At 66.2% G+C, this 19605-nt stretch carries 16 protein-coding genes; 8 read left to right on the forward strand and 8 right to left on the reverse strand.

Translation table 11 applies throughout. The features are described 5' to 3' along the window. The first annotated feature begins 5 nt into the window (after positions 1–5). Positions 6–1211, forward strand: coding sequence for a CaiB/BaiF CoA-transferase family protein (locus CQ050_RS12685; protein ID WP_105557341.1), 1206 nt, complete (start codon positions 6–8; stop codon positions 1209–1211). Next, positions 1208–2194: a tripartite tricarboxylate transporter substrate binding protein gene (locus tag CQ050_RS12690; protein ID WP_105557187.1), complete on the forward strand. Its 987-nt coding sequence runs from the start codon at positions 1208–1210 to the stop codon at positions 2192–2194. Before CQ050_RS12685 ends, CQ050_RS12690 begins: the two co-directional genes overlap by 4 nt. 39 nt (positions 2195–2233) lie before the next feature. Here CQ050_RS12690 and CQ050_RS12695 read toward each other — a convergent pair whose 3' ends face one another. The 3 genes from CQ050_RS12695 to CQ050_RS12705 all read right to left on the reverse strand — a co-directional run bounded on the left by CQ050_RS12695 (position 2234) and on the right by CQ050_RS12705 (position 5476). Then, positions 2234–3622 carry a tripartite tricarboxylate transporter permease gene (locus CQ050_RS12695; protein WP_105557188.1) on the reverse strand — a complete coding sequence of 463 codons (1389 nt, stop codon included), beginning with the start codon at positions 3620–3622 and terminating at the stop codon, positions 2234–2236. After that, positions 3619–4107, reverse strand: coding sequence for a hypothetical protein (locus CQ050_RS12700; protein WP_105557189.1), 489 nt, complete (start codon positions 4105–4107; stop codon positions 3619–3621). Before CQ050_RS12700 ends, CQ050_RS12695 begins: the two co-directional genes overlap by 4 nt. 79 nt (positions 4108–4186) lie before the next feature. Next, a complete protein-coding gene (locus tag CQ050_RS12705; RefSeq protein ID WP_105557190.1) occupies positions 4187–5476 on the reverse strand; it encodes a hydroxymethylglutaryl-CoA reductase, degradative in 1290 nt (429 codons plus the stop codon). Between the two features lie 130 nt (positions 5477–5606). On the opposite strand from CQ050_RS12705, the gene CQ050_RS12710 reads away from it, so the two are divergent. After that, the gene (locus CQ050_RS12710; protein WP_105557191.1) at positions 5607–7025 is read left to right on the forward strand and encodes a PLP-dependent aminotransferase family protein; all 1419 of its coding nucleotides are present in this window, start codon (positions 5607–5609) and stop codon (positions 7023–7025) included. Here CQ050_RS12710 and CQ050_RS12715 read toward each other — a convergent pair. The 5 genes from CQ050_RS12715 to CQ050_RS12735 all read right to left on the reverse strand — a co-directional run bounded on the left by CQ050_RS12715 (position 7016) and on the right by CQ050_RS12735 (position 12107). Next, positions 7016–7810 carry an anaerobic ribonucleoside-triphosphate reductase activating protein gene (locus CQ050_RS12715; protein WP_199196801.1) on the reverse strand — a complete coding sequence of 265 codons (795 nt, stop codon included), beginning with the start codon at positions 7808–7810 and terminating at the stop codon, positions 7016–7018. The genes CQ050_RS12710 and CQ050_RS12715 overlap by 10 nt on opposite strands. Next, on the reverse strand, positions 7776–7958 hold the full coding sequence (gene nrdD / locus CQ050_RS12720; RefSeq protein WP_105557192.1) for an anaerobic ribonucleoside-triphosphate reductase: 183 nt from the start codon (positions 7956–7958) through the stop codon (positions 7776–7778). Before nrdD ends, CQ050_RS12715 begins: the two co-directional genes overlap by 35 nt. Before the next feature lie 51 nt (positions 7959–8009). Next, on the reverse strand, positions 8010–10004 hold the full coding sequence (locus CQ050_RS12725; RefSeq protein ID WP_105557193.1) for a ribonucleoside triphosphate reductase: 1995 nt from the start codon (positions 10002–10004) through the stop codon (positions 8010–8012). Positions 10005–10149: 145 nt separating this feature from the next. Then, complete coding sequence (locus tag CQ050_RS12730; RefSeq protein WP_006223268.1) at positions 10150–10500, reverse strand: DUF3325 domain-containing protein; 351 nt, start codon at positions 10498–10500, stop codon at positions 10150–10152. Beyond that, entirely contained in the window at positions 10497–12107 is a 1611-nt protein-coding gene (locus tag CQ050_RS12735; protein ID WP_105557194.1) for a PepSY domain-containing protein, read from the reverse strand. Before CQ050_RS12735 ends, CQ050_RS12730 begins: the two co-directional genes overlap by 4 nt. A gap of 261 nt (positions 12108–12368) precedes the next feature. On the opposite strand from CQ050_RS12735, the gene CQ050_RS12740 reads away from it, so the two are divergent. The 5 genes from CQ050_RS12740 to CQ050_RS12760 all read left to right on the forward strand — a co-directional run bounded on the left by CQ050_RS12740 (position 12369) and on the right by CQ050_RS12760 (position 19565). Continuing rightward, positions 12369–12983: a hypothetical protein gene (locus tag CQ050_RS12740; protein WP_105557195.1), complete on the forward strand. Its 615-nt coding sequence runs from the start codon at positions 12369–12371 to the stop codon at positions 12981–12983. Positions 12984–12993: 10 nt separating this feature from the next. Next, complete coding sequence (locus CQ050_RS12745) at positions 12994–15420, forward strand: catalase (RefSeq protein ID WP_369868275.1); 2427 nt, start codon at positions 12994–12996, stop codon at positions 15418–15420. A 112-nt stretch (positions 15421–15532) separates the two neighbouring features. Continuing rightward, entirely contained in the window at positions 15533–16060 is a 528-nt protein-coding gene (locus CQ050_RS12750; RefSeq protein WP_105557196.1) for a sigma-70 family RNA polymerase sigma factor, read from the forward strand. Positions 16061–16066: 6 nt separating this feature from the next. After that, positions 16067–17029 carry a FecR domain-containing protein gene (locus tag CQ050_RS12755; protein ID WP_105557197.1) on the forward strand — a complete coding sequence of 321 codons (963 nt, stop codon included), beginning with the start codon at positions 16067–16069 and terminating at the stop codon, positions 17027–17029. Positions 17030–17117: 88 nt separating this feature from the next. Then, positions 17118–19565, forward strand: coding sequence for a TonB-dependent receptor (locus CQ050_RS12760; protein WP_105557198.1), 2448 nt, complete (start codon positions 17118–17120; stop codon positions 19563–19565). Positions 19566–19605: the final 40 nt, after the last annotated feature.

Below are 19605 nucleotides of genomic sequence, written 5' to 3' on the forward strand. Positions count from 1 at the left end.
CTGACATGTCCAGCCGTCCCCCGTCCCGTCTTCCGTACGAAGGCATTCGCGTCGTCGAATTCACCCACATGGTGATGGGGCCTACGTGCGGCATGCTGCTGGCGGATCTGGGCGCCGAAGTCATCAAGGTGGAACCGGTGGGCGGCGATTCCACGCGTCGCCTGTTGGGGTCCGGCGCGGGGTTCTTTCCCATGTTCAACCGCAACAAAAAGAGCATCGTGCTGGATCTGAAGCAGCCCGAGGGCATTGAGGCTGCGCGGCGCCTGATCGATTCCGCCGACGTGGTCAGCGAGAACTTCAAGTCCGGCGTGATGGAGAAGCTGGGCCTGGGGTATGCCGCGCTGAAGGCGCGCAACCCCCGGCTTGTCTATGTCAGCCATAAGGGCTTTTTGCCGGGTCCGTACGAAAACCGGACCGCGCTGGATGAAGTCGTGCAGATGATGGGCGGGCTGGCCTACATGACGGGCCGTCCCGGCGATCCGCTGCGCGCGGGCGCCAGTGTCAACGACATCATGGGCGGCATGTTCGGCGCGCTGGGCGCGATGGCGGCGCTGGCGCAGCGCGAACACACTGGCGCCGGCATGGAGGTGCAGGCGTCGCTGTTCGAGAACAATGTCTTCCTGGTGGGCCAGCACATGATGCAGCACGCGATGACCGGGCGCGCGCCGGCGCCGATGCCCACCCGCATTTCCGCATGGGCCGTGTACGACGTCTTCACCGTGAAAGACGGCGAGCAAGTGTTTCTGGCCGTCGTCAGCGATAAGCAATGGGACATTTTCTGCCGTGCATTTGGCCTGGCGGACTGGCTGGCCGATCCGCGCCTGAAGACGAACAACGACCGCGTGCAGGCCCGCGATTGGCTATTGCCGCAGTTGCGTGCGCACCTGGCTGGCTACCGCGCGTCTGAACTGGCCGCCATGTTTGAGCGGGAAGGCTTGCCGTTCGCACCGATCACGCGGCCGGAACAGCTTTTCGACGATCCGCATCTGAAGGCAACGGGCGGGCTTGCGCCGGTCACGCTGCCTGACGGACGCGAAACCCGGGTGCCGCTGGCCCCGCTGACGCTGGACGGCGTCCAGCCCCCCATCCGCCTGCAGCCGCCGGCCGTGGGTGAACACACCGACGAGCTCTTGCGAGCCGTTGGCTATCGCGACGACGAAATCGCGGCCTTGAAGGCAAGGCACATTACACAAGGAGACAAACCCTCATGATCGCTCTATCTCGACGCTCGTTCCTGGGCGCAGCCCTCTGCGCGGCCGCATTGCCGTTACGGGCGCAGACCGACGCCGGCTATCCCAATGGCCGTCCGATCCGCCTGATCGTCCCGTATACGCCAGGCGGCGGCACGGATTCCGTGGCGCGCGCCATCGCGGCCAAGATCACGGGCGCGGCCGGCTGGTCCGTCGTGGTCGAGAACCGTCCCGGCGCGGGCGGCAACATCGGCCTGGACTATGTCGCCAAGACCAAGCCTGATGGCTTCATGCTGGGTCTGGGGCAAACCGCCAACCTGGCCATCAATCCGGCGTTGATGCCGAAGATGCCCTTCGACGCCGAAAAGGACTTTTCCGCCGTTGCGCTGATCGCGTCGCTGCCGGTGGTGCTGGTGGTGAAGGCCAACGCGCGCTGGAACACCTTGGCGGATCTGGTTCGCGACGCCCGTGCCGCGCCCGGATCGATCAAGCAGGCGCTGGCGGGGTCGGGCACCGTGGGCCATCTGGCGGGTGAACTGCTGGCCTACCAGGCAAAGTTCGAAGTGCTGAACGTGCCCTATCGCGGCGCGGCGCCAGCCTTGAACGATTTGCTTGGCGAGAGCACCGACTATATGTTCGCCACGCCGCAGGCCGCGCAGGAAATGTTGAAGGGCAAAGTGTTGCGCCCCTTGGCTGTCACGGCGCGGACGCGGTTGCCTATCCTGCCCGATGTGCCCACGGTGGCCGAGTCTGGCTTCGAGGGGTTCGAGGCGCTGGACTGGAAGGCGCTGGTCGCGCCCGCCGGTACGCCCCGGGACGTGGTGCAGGCGGTCAACGGCGTCGTGGAAAAGGTGCTGGCCGATCCGGCCACGGTGGCGCTTTTCACCGCCGAAGGCAGCACGGCGATGGGTGGCACGCCCGAGGCGGCGCAGCAGTACATTCTTCAGGAACAGAAGAAGTGGGCCCGCCTGATCCGCGAGGCCAATATCCAGACCGCCTCTTGAAGCGGCCGGCCAGAATTGGCCGGCCCCAGGGTCAGACGCCTACGCCATCAGCTTGACGATGGCCGGTACCGACAGCACGGCGGTGTAGTAGCCCATGAACTGCACGCCGGTGTTGAAGCCGAAGCGGCGGGACAGCAAGCCGCCGAACAGGCCCATCGTCAGGATCACCAGCAAGCCCAGGAATTGGCCTTCCCAGATGCTGATGACGATGATCAGGCCCACGAAGGTGGCGATGATGGCTTCGTGGCTGACCTTGCGCGATACGAACAGCGCGGCGCGGCGCGCGAAGTTCATCGCGAAGGGGTAGGACACCAGCGCGGCCAGCAGCACGGCCAGCATGCCGTAGCCCAGGAACTCCCAGTGGTTCAGCAGGTTGTGCAGGTTGTGCGTCTGGCCCGTGGCGGCATCCACCGTGAAGCGCGGCGGTGCGTTGAACAGCGGCGCCGCGGGGCCCGCAGCCACCGGGCTCAGCGGCAGGCCGAACGCGATCAGCGGGATCAGCGCTTCAGCGATATAGGTCGCTTCGGTGACGCCGTTGCGCGCCGACAGCACCGTCGTCAGGCGATGGTAGGCGTGCTTGATGCGCGAACCGACCAGTTCGCCCAGCACCACGGTCATGGCGACGGGGCTGAACACGAAGGTCGCGCTGGAAATCGCCGCCGTGGCCAGTGTCCATCGCGTCTGCGTGCGGTCCATCACCTTCAGCGGGTTCGGGAAGTAGCCCGACCAGCTCTTGACGTCCGGCGCCAGCGAAAACGTGCGCACTTTGTCGCGCATCATCTGCGCGCGGCCCATGGGCGAGATGACCGTGAACAGATCCGCGATCAGCGGCCCGATGGCAATGCCCAGGAAGTAGCTGATGCTGAGCTTGACGCCGTACTTGGCCGTCAGGCTTTGCAACGCGATGATGACCACCACGAAAGGCACCAGCAGCGCCACGGCGGCCCAACGCCCGGCCGAGAAATAGGCGATCAGCACGGCTGCCGCCAGGAAGATCCACGGCGCGGATTTGGTGATGGCCGCGCCGAACGGCGCCAGCAACACGGCGAACAGCACCGCCAGCGGCACCGCGACGAAGGCGGCGACGATGGCGCCGGACACCATTTTGCGCAGTGCGATGTGCGGCACGCCCAGCTTGCGCAGCATGTTCGCGCCCTGCAGCAGTGGCGTGGCCAGCGTGTCGCCTGGTATGCCCAGCAATGCCGTGGGCACCGCGTGCGTCATGTGCTTGGCCACCGCGCCGGCCAGGAAAAAGGTGAAGACGCCTGCGGGCGGCACGCCCAGCAGCACTACCAGCAGCGTCAGCGGGGCCAGCGTCGTGGTTTCATCCGTTCCCGACACCAGGCCGATCGCGGCGAACACCACCGCGCCCAGCAGCCCCATCGCGGCGGCCACCATGATTTGTTCAAGCAGGGCGGGATCGCTCATGCCAAGGCCTCCTTGGATGCGCCTTGGGGGCGGGGGGACGACGCCTGCGCCGCGGTGGACGCGGTGGCTGGCGGTTCGGTGAACAGGTCGTACAGGTCCAGTTCCTTCAGTTCGCGCACGACCGACTCGGGCAGGTCGGCCAGCGTGCCCAGGCCGCCGGGCTGCTCGGCCAGTTCGGCCAGCACCTCTGCGCGCCAGGCGGGATCATGCGTGGAGCTGTGTTCAATGACTTCGCGTTTGGGCGGGAACAGGCGCGCGCAGATGACGCCCGCGATCACGCAGCCGGCCAACCCGGCCAGCATGGCGTAGGCGTGCGCCAGTTCCGGCGAGGCGACCATGCCGCGCAACCAGCGGCTGGCCGCGTAGAAGCCGGCCACGCTGATCGTGATGCCGATGCCGATGGCCCACGCCAGTTGGCGCAGGTCGACCGTGTCGCTCCATACCTCGGCCAGGCGCCAGGACGGCGCAGGGGATTTTGCTTCCATGTCTCTCTCCGTTGTGTTTGGGCAGCGCCGGCGTTGCCGTGCGCCGCCTCTGTTCTTATATGGCCTGGGCCGGCCGGGCTTATCGTGACTGCCGCAGTTCCTCCAGCAAGGCCAGCGCGCGGTCGGTGCGGACGTCTTGCTCCGCCGCCATGCGCTTGGCGATGGTATCGATTTCGGCGCCCGATGCGCCGGCCACCAGGGCGATGTTGCGGGCATGCAGCGCCATGTGGCCGCGCTGGATGCCTTCGGTTGCCAGCGCGCGCAACGCGCCCAGATTCTGCGCCAGGCCCACGGCGACGGCCACTTCGCCCAGTTCCTGCGCCGAGCGCACGTCCATGATCTTCAGGGCCAGGCGGGCAAGCGGATGCGTTTTGGTCGCGCCCCCCACCAAGCCCACGGGCATGGGCATTTCAATCGTGCCCACCAGCGCGCCCGACGTGTCTTTCTCCCATTGCGTCAGCGACGTGTAGCGGCCCGAACGGGCCGCATAGGCGTGCGCGCCGGCCTCGACCGCGCGCCAGTCGTTGCCGGTGGCCACGATCACGGGATCGATGCCGTTCATGATGCCCTTGTTGTGCGTGGCCGCGCGGTACGGGTCGACGGCGGCGAACGTGTAGGCGTCGAGCACGCCCTCGATGATGTCGGCGCCGCTGCGGTCCTTGGTGTCCAGCACCTGCGGCGTCAGGCGCACGCGGGCGCGCGACAAGCGCAGGTCGGCCAGGTTGGACAGAATGCGCAGGCGCACCGAGCCGCCCGTGATGGTTTCGACCAGCGGCGCCACGGCCTCGGCCATGGTATTGACGGTGTTGGCGCCCATCGCGTCGCGCACGTCCACGATCAGGTGCAGCACGATCATCGGGCCGCGCGGCGTGTCGGCAAAGACATGGACTTCCAGGTCCTGGCAGCCGCCGCCCAGCCCGATCAGCACCTTGTCGCGGCTGTTGGCCAGCGTCACGATGCGCTCGCGTTCGCGTAGCAGCGCCAGCCGCGCGCCATGCGGGTCGGTCAGGCCCAGCACCTGTACCTGCGCGCGCATCAACGGGCGGCTGCTGGACGTTTCGAAACCGCCGCATTCGCGCGCGAGCTTGGCCATGTAAGAGGCCGCCGCGACGACGGAAGGTTCTTCCACGGCCATCGGCACCAGCACGTCGCGCCCGTTGACCTGGAAGTTGCCGGCGACCCCCAGCGGCAGTTCGAACGCGCCAATGACGTTTTCGATCATGCCGTCGGCACGGTCCAGGCCGAGCGCGCCGGGGCGGGCCAGCAACTGCTGTTCTTCGGGGGTCAGCGAGGCGGCGTCCGCGATGGCGGCCAGGCGTTGCGCGGGCGTCAGCGCGCGGAAGTTGGGCAAGCGTGAATCGGCCACGATGGCAGTCTCCGTATAGGTATCGAGTGGCCTGATTCTAGGTAAACTGTACCGCTATTGAGAGGTACAGTTTTGGCAAACAGTACCATTGCACTGCACCAATTCTGGCCACGATTCACGCGGAAGACAACGCATGGAACACGCAATCAAACTGGGCAAGCGGCCGCGCGGGGCGCCTATCGCCGAAAGCCTGGCCAAGCTCATCGGCCAGCAGATCGCCGATGGCGTGTACCGCCCGGGCGACAAGCTACCGTCTCTGCGCGAGTTGTCGCAACTGCACCGGTACGCCAAGAACACCGTGGTCGTGGCGTTTGAAATGCTGGTGGCCCAGGGGCTGGTGGAACCGCGCCGGGGCGCCGGCTTCTACGTGCTGGACGGCGATTTCGCGCGCAAGGCCGCCGACGAAGAAGCCGGGCAATTGAGCCGGGCGATGGACATCGTCTGGTTGATGCGCGAACAGCTCAAGACGCAGCCTGACGCGGTGCAGGCCGGGGACGGCTTCCCGCCCGTGGAGTGGCTGGCCGACATGCGCATGGACCGCTATCACCAGAAAGTGGTGCGCACGGGGCTTGGGGCGTTGTTCCGCTATGGCAGCCGCTTTGGCTACGCGCCGCTGCGCGAAAGCCTGGTGCGCAAGTTGGGCGATGTGGGCGTGAATGTGGCGCCGCCGCAATTGGTGCTGACGCATGGCGCGAACGAGGCCATGGACCTGGTGATCCGCTATTTCGTGCCGCCGGGCGCGACCGTGCTGGTGGACAACCCCGGGTACTACCCGTTGTTCGGCAAGCTGAAGCTGGCGGGCGTGCGCATGCTGGGCGTGCCGCGCCTGTCCGACGGGCCCGACGTGGTTGCGCTGGAGGCCTTGTTGCAACGCGAGAAGCCCCGGCTGTTCTTCACGCAGTCGCTGGCGCACAACCCAACGGGTTCGGATATCTCGCTGGCCAAGGCTTATAAGGTTCTGCAGCTGTCCGAACGCTATAACCTGATGGTCGTCGAAAACGACTCGCTGGCCGACTTCAAGCCCACCTCCGCGGTCCGGCTGTCGGCGCTGGACCAGTTGGAACGCACCATCTACATCGGCAGTTTCTCGAAATCGTTTTCGGCGGCGCTCCGGGTGGGCTTCATCGCCTGCAATGCGGCGTTGGCGAGCGACCTGGCCGACCTGAAAGCCCTGGTGCATGTCAGCAGTTCGGAATATTGCGAGCGCATGGTGGACGTGATGCTGCGCGACGGGCATTACGAGCGGCACCTGGTACGGCTGCGGCAGCGCCTGGAGGTTGCCACCGGCCACGCCCTGCAGGTGTTGGATTCACTGGGGGCAGAGGTGTTTGCGCGGCCCACGAGTTCGCTTTATCTATGGTCGTCGTTTCCTGGCGTGTCCGATTCGTTGAAGCTCGCCACGGACCTGATGCCAGAGAAAGTCATCATGGCCCCGGGGCGCGTATTCAGCGTGGACCCGACCGCCACATCACCGTGGTCGCGGTGCAACGTCGGGGCGATCGGATCGCCGCGCTTTTACCCCACGCTGGCGGCGGCGCTGGCTCAGCGGTAGGCGAATTCCTCAAACCACTGCACCAGCATGGTTTGCGCCTGCGCACTTAACGCGCGCCCGGGGGGCGCGCCCGGCGAACTGCGCGCCCCTTGGACGGCGAAGCGCCGCACGCCGCGGCGGGCCAGCTCGCGGGCCAGGGTCAGCAGCCGCGTTTCGTCCAGCCAGTCGGGGTGCCAGGTGATGCGGCATTCGAATTCCGTGCCGGCCGATAGCAACTGCGTCAGGCAGGCCAACGCGGGGCGCTGGGAATCGCGGCGGCCGGTGATGTCGTCGTAGCCCTGCGCGTCGGCCTTGATGTCCAGCCCCACCCAGTCCAGATGGCGCAGCACGTCGGCCAAACGCAGGGGATAGATGCCTGCCGTGTGCAGACCCACGCGGTATCCCATGCGCCGCACGTCGCGGATCAAGGATGGGAGGCGGGGTTCGCTAAGGGGTTCGCCGCCCGAGAACACTACGGCATCCAGCAAGCCGGTGCGCGTTGCCAGGAAGGCCCGCGTTTCGCGCCAGTCGTACCGGGCGGCGCGGGTTTGCAGTTCGGTGTTGTGGCAGTAGTGGCAGCGCCAGGGGCAGCCCGAGATGAAGACGACGGCGGCCAACTGGCCCGGCCAATCCACCGTTGAAAAGGGCACCAGCCCGCCGATCGCGGGCGAATGCCGCGGCAACGGTTGGGCGACGGGTTGGGGCGGCGCCGCGTAGGCTGGCCTTGCGGCCAGCCTGCGGGTACCGGTTTCAGCGTGTTGAGGCGCGCCTTCAGGCGCGTTGCTCGACGAAGAAGCGGCGTTCATTGAATTCGCCTTGTTTGCCGGTGTTGAAGGAAGAGACGGGACGGTGGTAGCCCATGACTCGGGTCCAGACTTCGCAGCGCACGCGCTGGCTATCGTCCAGTTGCAGAACGGGCGCAGCGGCGGTGGCGGGGACGGTCAAGGTTTGCATGAAGGACTCCTTGGGGTGAATGCCGGCTTGGGGCCGGCGGGGTGTCGCGCGCTAGGCGGGTGCGCAGCACGCGGATTGCTTGGCCAGCAGTTCGGCGTCGCATTTGGGGCAGAACTCGTGATGCCCGGCCAGGTAGCCATGGTTGGGGCAGATCGAGAACGTGGGCGTGACCGTGATGTAGGGCAGCCGGAAATTCGACAGGGCGCGGCGCACCAACTGCTTGCAGGCGTCGGCGGACGACACCGCTTCGTTCATGTACAGGTGCAGCACCGTGCCGCCGGTGTACTTGCCCTGCAGGGTTTCCTGAAGCTCCAGCGCATGGAAGGGGTCGTCGGTGTAGCCCACGGGCAACTGGCTGGAATTGGTGTAGTACGGCTGGGCATCCGTGCCCGCTTGCAGAATGCCGGGGTAGCGCTTCCTGTCTTCGCGGGCGAAGCGGTAGGTCGTGCCTTCGGCCGGCGTGGCCTCCAGGTTGTAGAGGTGGCCGGTCTGTTCCTGGAATTCCGTCATGCGGTCGCGCACACGGTCCAGCAGGCGCACGGCCAACGCGTGGCCCGCGGCCGTGGTGACATCGTCCGCGCCGTTCGAGAAGTTGCGGATCATCTCGTTGATGCCGTTCACACCCAGCGTGCTGAAGTGGTTGCGCAGCGTGCCCAGGTAGCGCCGGGTATAGGGATAGAGGCCCTGGTCGATGTAGCGCTGCACCACCTTGCGCTTGGTTTCCAGCACGTCGCGCCCCAGGCCCAGCAGCGCGTCCAGCCGTGCCATCAACCGCGCTTCGTCGCCTTGGCAGGTGTAGCCCAGGCGTGCGCAGTTCACGGTCACCACGCCTACTGATCCCGTCTGTTCCGCCGATCCGAACAGCCCGTTGCCGCGCTTGAGCAGTTCGCGCAAGTCCAGCTGCAGGCGGCAGCACATGGACCGCACCATGTGGGGTTCCAGGTCGGAATTCAAGAAGTTCTGGAAGTAGGGCAGCCCGTAGCGCGCCGTCATTTCGAACAGGCGGTCGGCGTTGGGGTGGTCCCAGTCGAAGTCGGGCGTGATGTTGTAGGTGGGAATGGGGAAGGTGAACACGCGCCCTTTGGCGTCGCCCGCCATCATCACTTCGATGTAGGCCCGGTTGATCATGTCCATTTCGGCTTGCAGGTCGCCGTAGTGGAACGGCATTTCCTGGCCGCCCACGTAAGGCACCTGTTCCTTCAGGTCGGCCGGGCAGGTCCAGTCGAACGTCAGGTTGGTGAATGGCGTTTGCGTGCCCCAGCGGCTGGGCACGTTCAGGTTGAAGATCAGTTCCTGCATCGACTGCTTCACCTCGGCGTACGTCATGGCGTCGCGGCGGATGAAGGGCGCCATGTAGGTGTCGAAGGAGCTGAACGCCTGCGCGCCTGCCCATTCGTTTTGAAGCGTGCCCAGGAAGTTGACGATCTGGCCGATGGCGGCAGACATGTGTTTGGGCGGCGTGGATTCCACCTTGCCCGGGATGCCGTTGAAGCCTTCGGTCAGCAATTGGCGCAGCGACCAGCCGGCGCAATAGCCGCTAAGCATGTCGAGGTCATGGATGTGGATGTCGCCGTCGCGGTGCGCCTGGCCCGCTTCGGGGGCGAAGACGTTGGACAGCCAGTAGTTGGCGGTGACCTTTCCGGCCACGTTCAGGATCAGGCCGCCCAGGCTGTAGCCTTGGTTGGCGTTGGCGTTGACGCGCCAGTCTCGCTGGTCCAGGTATTCCTCCATGGCGCTTTCCACGTCGACTATCGTGTGGCGCAGCGCGCGCAGCCGGGCATGTTGTTCGCGGTGCACGATGTAGGCGCGGGCGGTGCGCCAGTGGCCCGCCTGGACCAGGGCTTCCTCGACCCGGTTCTGGATGGTTTCGACGCCGGGGCAGGGTTGGTCCGCCAGCGCACCGATGACGTTATCCGTGAGGATTTGCGCGCCCGCCAGGTCCAACTCCCCGGTGCTGATTCCGGCGGCCGCCATGGCATGCGCGATTTTGTCGCGATCAAAGGCCGCGACCCGGCCGTCGCGCTTGAGGATGTGTTGGATAGGCATTGTTGACACCATATGTAGTGGGGTGTGAAAACTCTACCACCACATATGGTGCTGCCGGCGCGCAAGATGCGTGCGATATCAGCCTGATTTGATACGGGTCAAACAGGGGGGAACGGCCCCTGAAATGCGCAATGCGCGGCGGGCGTCAGAAGCCGATGCCGATGCCGGCCAACGAAATGGCCACGGCAAGGGCGGCCGTGCTGGCGGCCGGACGCGGCGCCCAGGACAGCATGCCGACCCACAGCAGCGCGCCGGCCGAAAGCCAGCCCAGCCAGGCGACGACACCCACGGTATTGCCCCACAGCCCGACGCAGGGAAGCAGGGCCAGCGCCAGCAGCAGCACGCCGGCGCCGCGCAGCACGCGCGTGTGGCCGGCCGACGGATCGCGGCCCCAGACCTGGTCGTAATGGCGCGGCATGGCCAGGCTCAGGCAGGCCATGCCGGAGTAGGTCAGCAGCAATGCCATCACAATGGCGAATACGTCGTTCATGTTCATGCCGCAATCTCTGGGTTCGCGCGGGGAATGCGCTGGGCGGGCGCGGGCAGTGGCTTTTTCCACAAACGGATGGCCGCCCAGGCGGATAGTACGCCAAAGGCCAGGGCCGTCAGTTCCACGCCGGCGCTTTCCCAGTCCCCACGCCCGATCTGCGCGAAGACGTGATCGCCCAGCGTCATGAACGACATCAACGGCAGCAGCAGGCAAAGCGCGGCCAGCAGGCCCAACTGCGTGATCCACGCCTGACGCGGGCGGCACAGCCAGGCCAGCGCCAGCATCAGCGCCCAGATACCGAAGAAGCCGCGCAGTTCCCAAAGCACCCGGTTTTCCAGCGCGACGGGCAGCAGCCGGTTGGCCCAGAAGTAGCCCACGCAGGCCACCGCCAGGCCGGCCAGCGCGGCCACGTTCAGGCCTTCGAAGAGCCGATACATGCGCGCCGTTGCGGCGCCGAATTCACCGCCCGCCTTGGCGCGCCGCTTCACCATGAAGAGCACGGCGCCCGTGGCCATCATGGCAGCGCCCGCCAGGCCGCAGATGAAGTACAGCCACTGGAGGGCCAAGCCGCCGAAGTGGGCCATGTGCAGGTCGCCCATCACTTGGCGCGCCTGGGCCGGCGCGCCGCCGTTGACGCCGCCCGCAGGCCGGCTGCGCAGCAGTTCGCCCGTGGCGCCCAAGAACTCGGCCATGCCCGTCGTGGCGCTGATATTGTGGAAAGTGTCGCGGTCTTCGTTCCAGCCGTACACGGCGATCCGCATGGAACTGTCTTCGGGATTGTTGATGACGATGGCGCGCGCGGTTTGGCCGATCAGCGCTTCCGCCTGCGCCACGATGGGCTCCAGCTTGGGCACCGCAAGCGGCAGGCCGGTGCGCTGCGCTTTGACTTCGCCCTGCATCTCGGCCAGGTACAGGCGGGTGCCTTCCATCCCGGCGCCGTAGTGGGCGGCGACGGGCGCCGGCATCAGGGCGGCGCTGGAAATCACGATGCCGGTGTAGGCGATCATGAACTGGAAGGGCAAGGTCAGCACCGCGACCGCGTTGTGCGCGTCCAGCCATGAACGCTGACCCTTCTTCGCGCGGAACGTGAAGAAGTCCTTGAAGATGCGCTTATGCGTGACGACGCCTGAAATCAGCGCGACCAGCATCGCCATGGTGGCGAACGCCACGATCCATAGGCCGAAGCGGCTTTCATGCAGCATGTAGTGGAAGTCCACGAAGTGGGTGCCGCCCATCGTGGCGCGGCCTTCTTCGTCGTGATGGTCGTCCATCTCGGCGCCGGTGGCCGGGTTCAGTTCGGCCTCGGCGTACTGCCCGTTCTGATTGAACCAGTAGACGGACAGGCTGTTCTCATGCAAGCGGTTGACGGGCCAGATTTCCCACATTTCCGCGCCCGGGTGTTTTTGCCGCATGTAGTCGACCGCCAGATCAAAGCGGCGGGCGCGGTCCACGGGGGCGCTTTCCTGCTGCGCGGCCAGGGCTTCGGCCGCGTGGTGTTCGGGCGTCATCCAGTGCGTGATCGGCTCGGAAAATACGGCCAGCGACCCCGTCAGGAACACGGCGAACAGCAGCCAGGAGAACCACAGGCCGACCCAGGTGTGCAACCAGGCCATGGATAGGCGGAAACCGGATTTCAGATCGAGCCTCTTTTATCGTCGTTGCCGCCGCGAGCCCGGCGGATTTTGGTTTTATTGAGAATGGTTCCAATTCTATGCGAACTGGGGCCGGAGTTGCGATGCTAAGCATTCCGGGCGTGCCGACTTCAAGGCAAGCGCCGGGCGGTTGGGCATGGCGCTTGCTGAAGGGGCGCTTCATCCCGTTCGACCGTCCGCCCAGGCCGGAGGCGGTTGATGCCAATGAAAGAGGAGCCCGCGATGAAACGCAATGCCGGAAACACCAAACAGATCAACGAACTGCTGTATCAGGCGCTGGAGACGGAGATCGGCGGTCTGTCGGTGTACGAAACCGCCGTGTCCTGTGCCATCAACGAAGACTTGAAGAAAGAATGGAAGGAATACCTGGAGGAAACGCGCACTCACCAGCGTGTCCTTTTGACCGTGTTTGAACAACTGGGACTCGATCCCGAGACGCAATCGCCGGGCCGGGCCGTGGTTCGCCACCTGGGCGAGTCGCTGGTGAAGGCCATGAAGATGGCGATCAGCGAAGGGGATGCCGCCGCCGCGCAGTTGGTGGCGACCGAATGCGTGGTGCTGGCCGAAACCAAGGATCACGCGAATTGGTCGTTGATCGGTCTGATCGCCGATCAGGACACCGGGCGCGAGGGCAAGATCCTGAAGCAAGCCTATGACGCCGTGGCGACCGACGAAGACCACCACCTGTATCACACGCAGGGCTGGTCGCGGGAACTGTGGGTGGAGTCCCTGGGTTTCCCTGCCGTGCTGCCGCCGCCCGAGGAGGTCAAGCAGGTGGAGTCCGCCATCGGCGCATCGCGGGCCGAGCAGGCGCGCGACAAAATGCTGAAACACTAGGAGACCGGCCATGGCAACAAGGAAATCCGCAGGCAAGACGCCAGCAGGATCGCCGCCGGCGCGCAAGACCGCCGCCGGCAAAGGCGGCGCGCTGGATACCGCCTATATGAATACCGATAGCGGCCCGGCCGCCGGCCCTGCCGGCAAGCCCGGCCATCCCGCGCTGAAGCGGGCTGCCGCGGTGGGCGACACCGCGGCGGCCATGCCCCACAACGCCGGCAAGGCCGCCGAGTACGGCGCCGATGCGGCGCGTTGCCCCTTCACGGGCGCGCATGTTGCAACGGCGGACCCGTCGGTGGGCGCCAGCACCTTGTCGGAAACCGAAGTCTCGGGCAAGACCGTGGATGCCGCCGCGGCGGGCGTCAACGCGGTGGGCGGCGAGCTGGCGCGCGTGCGCGCCGACGCCAGTGCCCAGATGCTGACGACGAACCAGGGCGTGCGCGTTGCCGACAACCAGCATTCGCTCAAAGCCGGATTGCGCGGCCCGGCCTTGCTGAAAGACTTCATCCTGCGCGAGAAGATCACGCATTTCGATCACGAGCGCATCCCCGAGCGTATCGTGCACGCGCGCGGTTCGGCTGCGCATGGCTACTTTGAATGCTACAAGCCGCTGACCGACCTGACGGCCGCCTCGTTGTTTGCCGAGCAAGGCAAGCGCACGCCGGTGTTCGTGCGGTTTTCGACCGTGGCGGGCGAACGCGGCTCCAAGGATACGGCGCGCGACGTGCGCGGCTTCGCGGTGAAGTTCTACACCGATGAAGGCAACTGGGACCTGGTGGGCAACAACATGCCGGTCTTTTTCATCCAGGACGCCATGAAATTCCCGGACCTGGTGCATGCGGTGAAAACCGAGCCGCACCATGGCATGCCGCAGGCCGCGTCCGCGCACGACACATTCTGGGACTTCGTGTCGCTGATGCCGGAATCCACGCACATGTTGATGTGGCTGATGTCTGACCGCGCCATTCCGCGCAGCTACCGCATGATGCAGGGCTTTGGCGTGCATACGTTTCGCTTCGTCAACGCCCAGGGCGAGTCCCGGCTGGTGAAGTTCCACTGGAGCCCGGTTCTGGGCACGCATTCCCAGGTGTGGGATGAAGCGGTCAAGGTGTCGGGCGCCGACCCCGACTTCCATCGTCGCGATCTGTGGGAAGCCATCGACGCCGGTAACGGCCCCGAATGGGAGCTGGGCGTGCAGATCTTCACGGAAGAAGAGGCGGAGCGCTTCAGCTTCGACGTGCTGGACCCCACCAAGATCGTGCCCGAAGAACTGGTGCCGATCACGCCCATCGGGCGGATGGTGCTGGACCGCAACCCGGACAACTTCTTCGCCGAGACCGAGCAGGTCGCCTTCTGTGCGGCGCACGTCGTGCCGGGGGTGGACTTCACCAATGATCCGTTGCTTGCCGGGCGCATCCATTCGTATGTGGATACGCAGATCTCGCGGCTGGGCGGCCCGAATTTCCACGAGCTCCCCATCAATGCGCCGCTGGCGCCGGTGCACAACAATCAGCGCGACGGCATGCACCGTCAAACCATCCATCGGGGCCGCGTGTCGTATGAGCCGAATTCGCTGGCGGGCGGTTGTCCGTTCCAGGCCGGCATGGACGGCTACGTGCCGTTCCCGGAACCGGTGGCGGGCGACGAATTGCGCGGCCATCCCGAGAAGTTCGCCGAACACTACAACCAGGCTGCGCTGTTTTTCAATAGCCAGACGGATTGGGAGCAGCGGCACATCATCAACGCTTTCGCCTTTGAACTCAGCAAGGTCACCGTGCCGGCTATCCGGCAGCGCATGGTGGCGTCGCTGCGCAACGTGTCGGATGAACTCGCCCAGGGCGTGGCGGACCAGTTGGGCATGGTCTTGCCCGAACCCCTGCCGCGCGCCGCCGCCCAGCCCCCGGCGCCCGAGGTCGAGGTGTCGGCAGCCCTGTCGCTGACCGCCAGGCCAGGCGACGGCGGCGTCGCCACGCGCAAGGTCGCCATCCTGGCCGCGGAAGGCGTGGACGGCGCGGCGGTGGCGGCCGTGGCGGATATGCTGATCCGGGCGGGCGTCGTGGTGCGGCTGGTGGGGCAGCGGATTGGCCCATTGCAGGCCGAGGACGGCAGCACGTGGGATGCGGATGCCTCGCTGGACAACCATCCTTCCGGGCTGTTCGACGGCGCGGTCGTCCCGGGCGGCGTGGATGCCGTCGGGCGGCTGCAGGCAGACGGGCGAGCGCTGGAATTCCTGCGCGACGCGTTTCGACACGGCAAGACGCTGATGGCGCTGGGGGCGGGCGCGACGTTGTTCGAGGCGGCGGGCATTGCGCCAGATGCATCGGACGGCGGGCTGTTGACGGGCAGCGGGACGCCCGCGAACAGCGCGGCCGCATTCATTCAGGCGCTGGCCAAGCACCGGCATCCCGAGCGGGAGACCGCGCCGCCCGTGGTGTAGGGCGGAGGGAAAAGGGGCGGCCGGGATGGGGATGGCGGGCGATTGCCCGCCATCATCAATAATGATTACAATTCCCATTCTTAAAAAATCAGGAAGCGGTCGCGCTACGGCCATGTCGTCCTTGGAATCTCTGGAGCACCGCGAGCTGGGCTTGCTCTATCGCGATCATCATGGCTGGCTGCGCGGTTGGCTGCTGCGGCGGCTGGCCGTGCCCGCCGAAGCGGCCGACCTGGCGCAAGACACCTTTTTACGCCTGTTGGCTTCGCCTGCGTCCATGGCGCAGTTGCAGGGCGTGCGACAGCCGCGCAGCTTCCTGGCCACGGTGGCGCAACGCACACTGGTTGACCACATCCGCCGCCAGGTATTGGAGCGCGCCTGGCTGGAGACCCTGGCGCAGCAGCCGGAGGCCCACGCGATCTCGCCCGAAACGCAAGCTATTCTGCTGGAAACCATCCGCGAGATCGACGCCATGCTGCACGGCCTGGGCGACAAAGTGCGGCGGGCTTTCCTGATGTCACAGCTGGAAGGCGCCAGTTATGCGGACATCGCGGCCGCGCTGGGCGTGACGGTCAGTTCGGTCAAGAAGTACATGGCGCGCGCGACCGAGCACTGCTTGGTCCACGCGTTGGAAAGGCAATAGCCGGTGATGGCGAACCAGACAATCACCGCGGCGGCGCAATGGTACGCGCGCCTATGCGCCGACGACGTGGATGCGGCCGATGTAGCGGCGCATCGCCGCTGGCTGGCCGCCGACCCCGAACATGCTCGCATCTGGCGGCAGGTTGAGCGGCTGCGCGGCACATTGGGCGCTGCGCCCGCGCGGCTGGCCGCCGATACGCTCATCCGCGCGGACCAGCACTTCGCGCGCCGGCGCGCCGTGTTGCGCAACGGTCTGGGGGCGGTAGCTCTGCTCGGGGCCGGTGGCGTGCTGGCGTGGCGGACCTTGCCTGTTGAACGGCTGGCGGCCGGCTATCTGGCCGACTATCGCATGGGCGCGGGCGAACGGCGCGAACTGTTGCTGGCGGACGGCACCTTGTTGTGGCTGGACAGCGCAAGCGCGGTAGACGTTGCCATGGATGCGCAGGGGCGTCATGTGACCGTCCACGCGGGCGAGATCCTGATCGATACCGAGCATGCCGCCCCGGGCCTGCCGCCCCTGCGCGTGACGACGCTGCACGGCACGGTTCGGCCGTTGGGCACGCGCTTTACCGTCAACCGGCAGGCGGCGCGCACGCGCGTCGCGGTGTTGCGGCATGCGGTCGAGCTGCTGTCGGCCAGCGGGGCGTCGCCACTGGTGCTGAACGCGGGCGAGCAAGGCGTGCTGGAAGCGTCGGGCGTCCGCCATGAAGGCGTCATTCAGGGTGAGCCCGACGCCTGGACCCGCGGCTTGCTGATCGTGGACGGCATGCGCCTGGGGGATTTCATCGCCCAACTGGACCGCTACCGTCCTGGCCGCCTCAGCTGTGAAGACGCGGTGGCGGCCCTGCGCGTGTCGGGCGCATTTCCCATCGACGACACAGACCGCGCGTTGGCGGCCGTGGAGCGGGCGCTGCCCGTGCGCGTGTCGCGCTTTACCCGTTACTACACCCGGGTGATCGCCCGCGGCTGATTTATTTTCAATTGGCATTGTCCTTTTTCCGCGCTCGTCCGACTTAGCAGGGATCACGTCGGATTTGATTCACGGAAAACCTGAGCTTATGCCTTTCAACATGTCCTTCCATCGCCATCCGGGGCCGCAGGCGCCGATCGCGCGCGCCGTCTTTGTTGCCTTGATGGCGCTTGCGTCTGCGCCGCCCGTGCTGGCGCAGACCGCGCCGTCCACCGAGGCTGCCCGCCGCTACGATGTCCCCGCCGGCCCGCTGGGCCTGGCGTTGAGCCGCTTTGCCGCGCAGGCGGGGGTGGTGCTGTCATTTGATGCCCAACTGACGCAAGGCAAGCAAAGCGCCGGTTTGCAAGGCGATTACGGCATCGCGTCGGGGCTGGCGGCCATGCTGTCGGGGACCGGGCTGGAGGCGGTCAGCCAAGGCGGCAACAATTACGGATTGCGTGTCGCCGGCGCGCAGACCCTTGCGCCAGTGGAAGTGCTGGGCTCGCGCGAGCCCGGGCCCAGCGAGGGGACGGATTCTTACACCGTGGGTCTGTCGACGACGGCCACCAAGCTGCCGATGACGCTGCGCGAAACACCGCAATCGGTGTCCGTGATGACGCGCCAGCGTTTATCCGACCAGGGGCTCAACACGCTGGAGGACGCCATCGCCAATACGCCTGGCCTGACGTTCAAGAAGAAGGGGTCGGCGGACGACAACGAGAAGGGCTTGTACGCCCGGGGCATGGAAATCACCAACATGCAGGTGGATGGCGTGCCCACGCACAAGGATTTCAATGCGCTGGGTCTGGATACCGCGCTGTATGACCGGATCGAAGTGGTGCGCGGTTCTACCGGGCTGCTGAACGGCGCCGGCAACCCCGCGGCCTCGATCAACTTGGTACGCAAGCGGCCCACCCAGGAGTTCGAGGCCAGCGTGGGGGCGGCCGTCGGTTCGTGGGACTACAAGCGCACGGAATTCGACCTGGGCAGTCCGCTGGATGAAGCGGGCAAGCTGCGCGGCCGGCTGGTCGGCGCGTGGCAAGAGGGCGGTTCGTTCATCGACCGCGTCAAGCAGGATTCGCAATTGCTGTACGGCGTGGTCGAGGCGGACCTGGCCGAACGCACGTTGCTGACGTTGGGCGCGGAGTATCAACGCAAAAAGTGCACGGCCTGCTCGTACTTCGGCTTTCCCGCCGCGTATGCCGACGGCACGAAGACGGATTTCCCGCAGCGCTTCAATTCGGCCACCGACTGGAGCCGCCAGGACCGCACGCGCTACAACGTGTTCGCGACGCTGGACCACGAATTCGCCCCGTTGTGGAAGGGCTCGGTGACTGTGTCCCGTACCGGTGACGACAACGACCGCACCTACGGCTGGTTCAGCAGCAACGGCTGGGCGGACCCATCGACGGGCGCGGGCGCGTCGGTGTGGGTGGCGAAATGGCCTATTCCGAAAACCCAGAATGCCGTCGACGCCAGCCTGACGGGCGCGTTCGATGCCTTTGGCCGCCAGCACGACCTGGTGGTGGGCGCGAATGCGTCGCGCACCCGGGGCGACTACGACATGTATCCGCTTTGGACGGCCCCGGGCTATAACGCGAAGATTCCCGATATCCGCCAGTGGAATGGAGACATGCCCGAGCCGGACTGGCAGTCGACCGGCAAGCGTTACTACACCGAAAAACAGGCGTCGATCTATGGCGCGTTGCGCCTGCGTCCCACCGACGCGCTGTCGTTGGTGTTGGGCTCACGCGTGACGTGGTGGGACCAGCAGGCGTCCTACAACTACAACGATGGGTCGTCCTACCCGGACAATATGCGCGAACAGGGCGTCTACACGCCGTATGCCGGCGTGGTCTACGACCTGACCAGCACGGTGTCCGCCTACGCCAGCTACACCAGCATCTTCCAGCCGCAGCAGGCGCAAAGCGTCACCGGCAGCGTGCTTGAACCCATCAAGGGCAATACCTACGAGATCGGTCTGAAGTCGGCGTTTCTGGACGGCCGCTTGAACGGGTCCGTGGCGTTGTTCCGGACGCGCCAGGACAACTACGCGATGGTGGATGGCGACCGGCTGGCGCCGAACGGCGATAGCGCTTACGTTGCCGCCGATGGTGCGGTGATGCGCGGCGTGGAAGCCGAGATCACCGGCGAACTGACGCCAGGCTGGCAGATGCAGCTGTCCTATGCCTACGTGGACCGCCGCTTGCCGCAGGGCTTCATCACGCAAGTCGGGCTGCCGCGCCACATTGCCAAGCTGTACACGACGTACCGCCTGCCGGGGGATCTAAGCGCCCTGACCGTGGGCGGTGGAGTGCGCTGGGAGAGCGGCACCGAGTATTCCAGCCGAGGCCCGGGCGGGCAGCCGTTCCAGTCGTCGCAAAGCGGGTACGCGCTGGTCGATTTGATGGCGCGCTACCAGTTCAGCCGTCAGTGGTCGGCGACGTTGAATCTGAACAACATTTTCGACAAGAAGTACTACGCCAGCACCAACGTCTACAGCAACTACTATGGCGCGCCGTTCAGCGCCATGCTGGGCGTGAACTACAAGTATTGATCCGCCCCGCGGAACCGGCCGCCCCGCGGAACCGGCCGCG

The sequence above is a fragment of the Achromobacter sp. MYb9 genome, assembly GCF_002975275.1.
Classification (GTDB): domain Bacteria; phylum Pseudomonadota; class Gammaproteobacteria; order Burkholderiales; family Burkholderiaceae_B; genus Achromobacter.

Excerpts from the sequence above, each read along its gene's own strand:
- CQ050_RS12730 (WP_006223268.1), bottom strand. The coding sequence starts at position 10,500 with ATGAACATGAACGACGTATTCGCCATTGTGATGGCATTGCTGCTGACC.
- CQ050_RS12700 (WP_105557189.1), bottom strand. The coding sequence starts at position 4,107 with ATGGAAGCAAAATCCCCTGCGCCGTCCTGGCGCCTGGCCGAGGTATGG.
- CQ050_RS12755 (WP_105557197.1), top strand. The coding sequence starts at position 16,067 with ATGGCGAACCAGACAATCACCGCGGCGGCGCAATGGTACGCGCGCCTA.
- CQ050_RS12695 (WP_105557188.1), bottom strand. The coding sequence starts at position 3,622 with ATGAGCGATCCCGCCCTGCTTGAACAAATCATGGTGGCCGCCGCGATG.
- CQ050_RS12740 (WP_105557195.1), top strand. The coding sequence starts at position 12,369 with ATGAAACGCAATGCCGGAAACACCAAACAGATCAACGAACTGCTGTAT.
- CQ050_RS12735 (WP_105557194.1), bottom strand. The coding sequence starts at position 12,107 with ATGGCCTGGTTGCACACCTGGGTCGGCCTGTGGTTCTCCTGGCTGCTG.
- CQ050_RS12750 (WP_105557196.1), top strand. The coding sequence starts at position 15,533 with ATGTCGTCCTTGGAATCTCTGGAGCACCGCGAGCTGGGCTTGCTCTAT.
- CQ050_RS12685 (WP_105557341.1), top strand. The coding sequence starts at position 6 with ATGTCCAGCCGTCCCCCGTCCCGTCTTCCGTACGAAGGCATTCGCGTC.
- nrdD (WP_105557192.1), bottom strand. The coding sequence starts at position 7,958 with ATGCAAACCTTGACCGTCCCCGCCACCGCCGCTGCGCCCGTTCTGCAA.
- CQ050_RS12715 (WP_199196801.1), bottom strand. The coding sequence starts at position 7,810 with ATGAACGCCGCTTCTTCGTCGAGCAACGCGCCTGAAGGCGCGCCTCAA.
- CQ050_RS12745 (WP_369868275.1), top strand. The coding sequence starts at position 12,994 with ATGGCAACAAGGAAATCCGCAGGCAAGACGCCAGCAGGATCGCCGCCG.
- CQ050_RS12710 (WP_105557191.1), top strand. The coding sequence starts at position 5,607 with ATGGAACACGCAATCAAACTGGGCAAGCGGCCGCGCGGGGCGCCTATC.
- CQ050_RS12760 (WP_105557198.1), top strand. The coding sequence starts at position 17,118 with ATGCCTTTCAACATGTCCTTCCATCGCCATCCGGGGCCGCAGGCGCCG.
- CQ050_RS12690 (WP_105557187.1), top strand. The coding sequence starts at position 1,208 with ATGATCGCTCTATCTCGACGCTCGTTCCTGGGCGCAGCCCTCTGCGCG.
- CQ050_RS12725 (WP_105557193.1), bottom strand. The coding sequence starts at position 10,004 with ATGCCTATCCAACACATCCTCAAGCGCGACGGCCGGGTCGCGGCCTTT.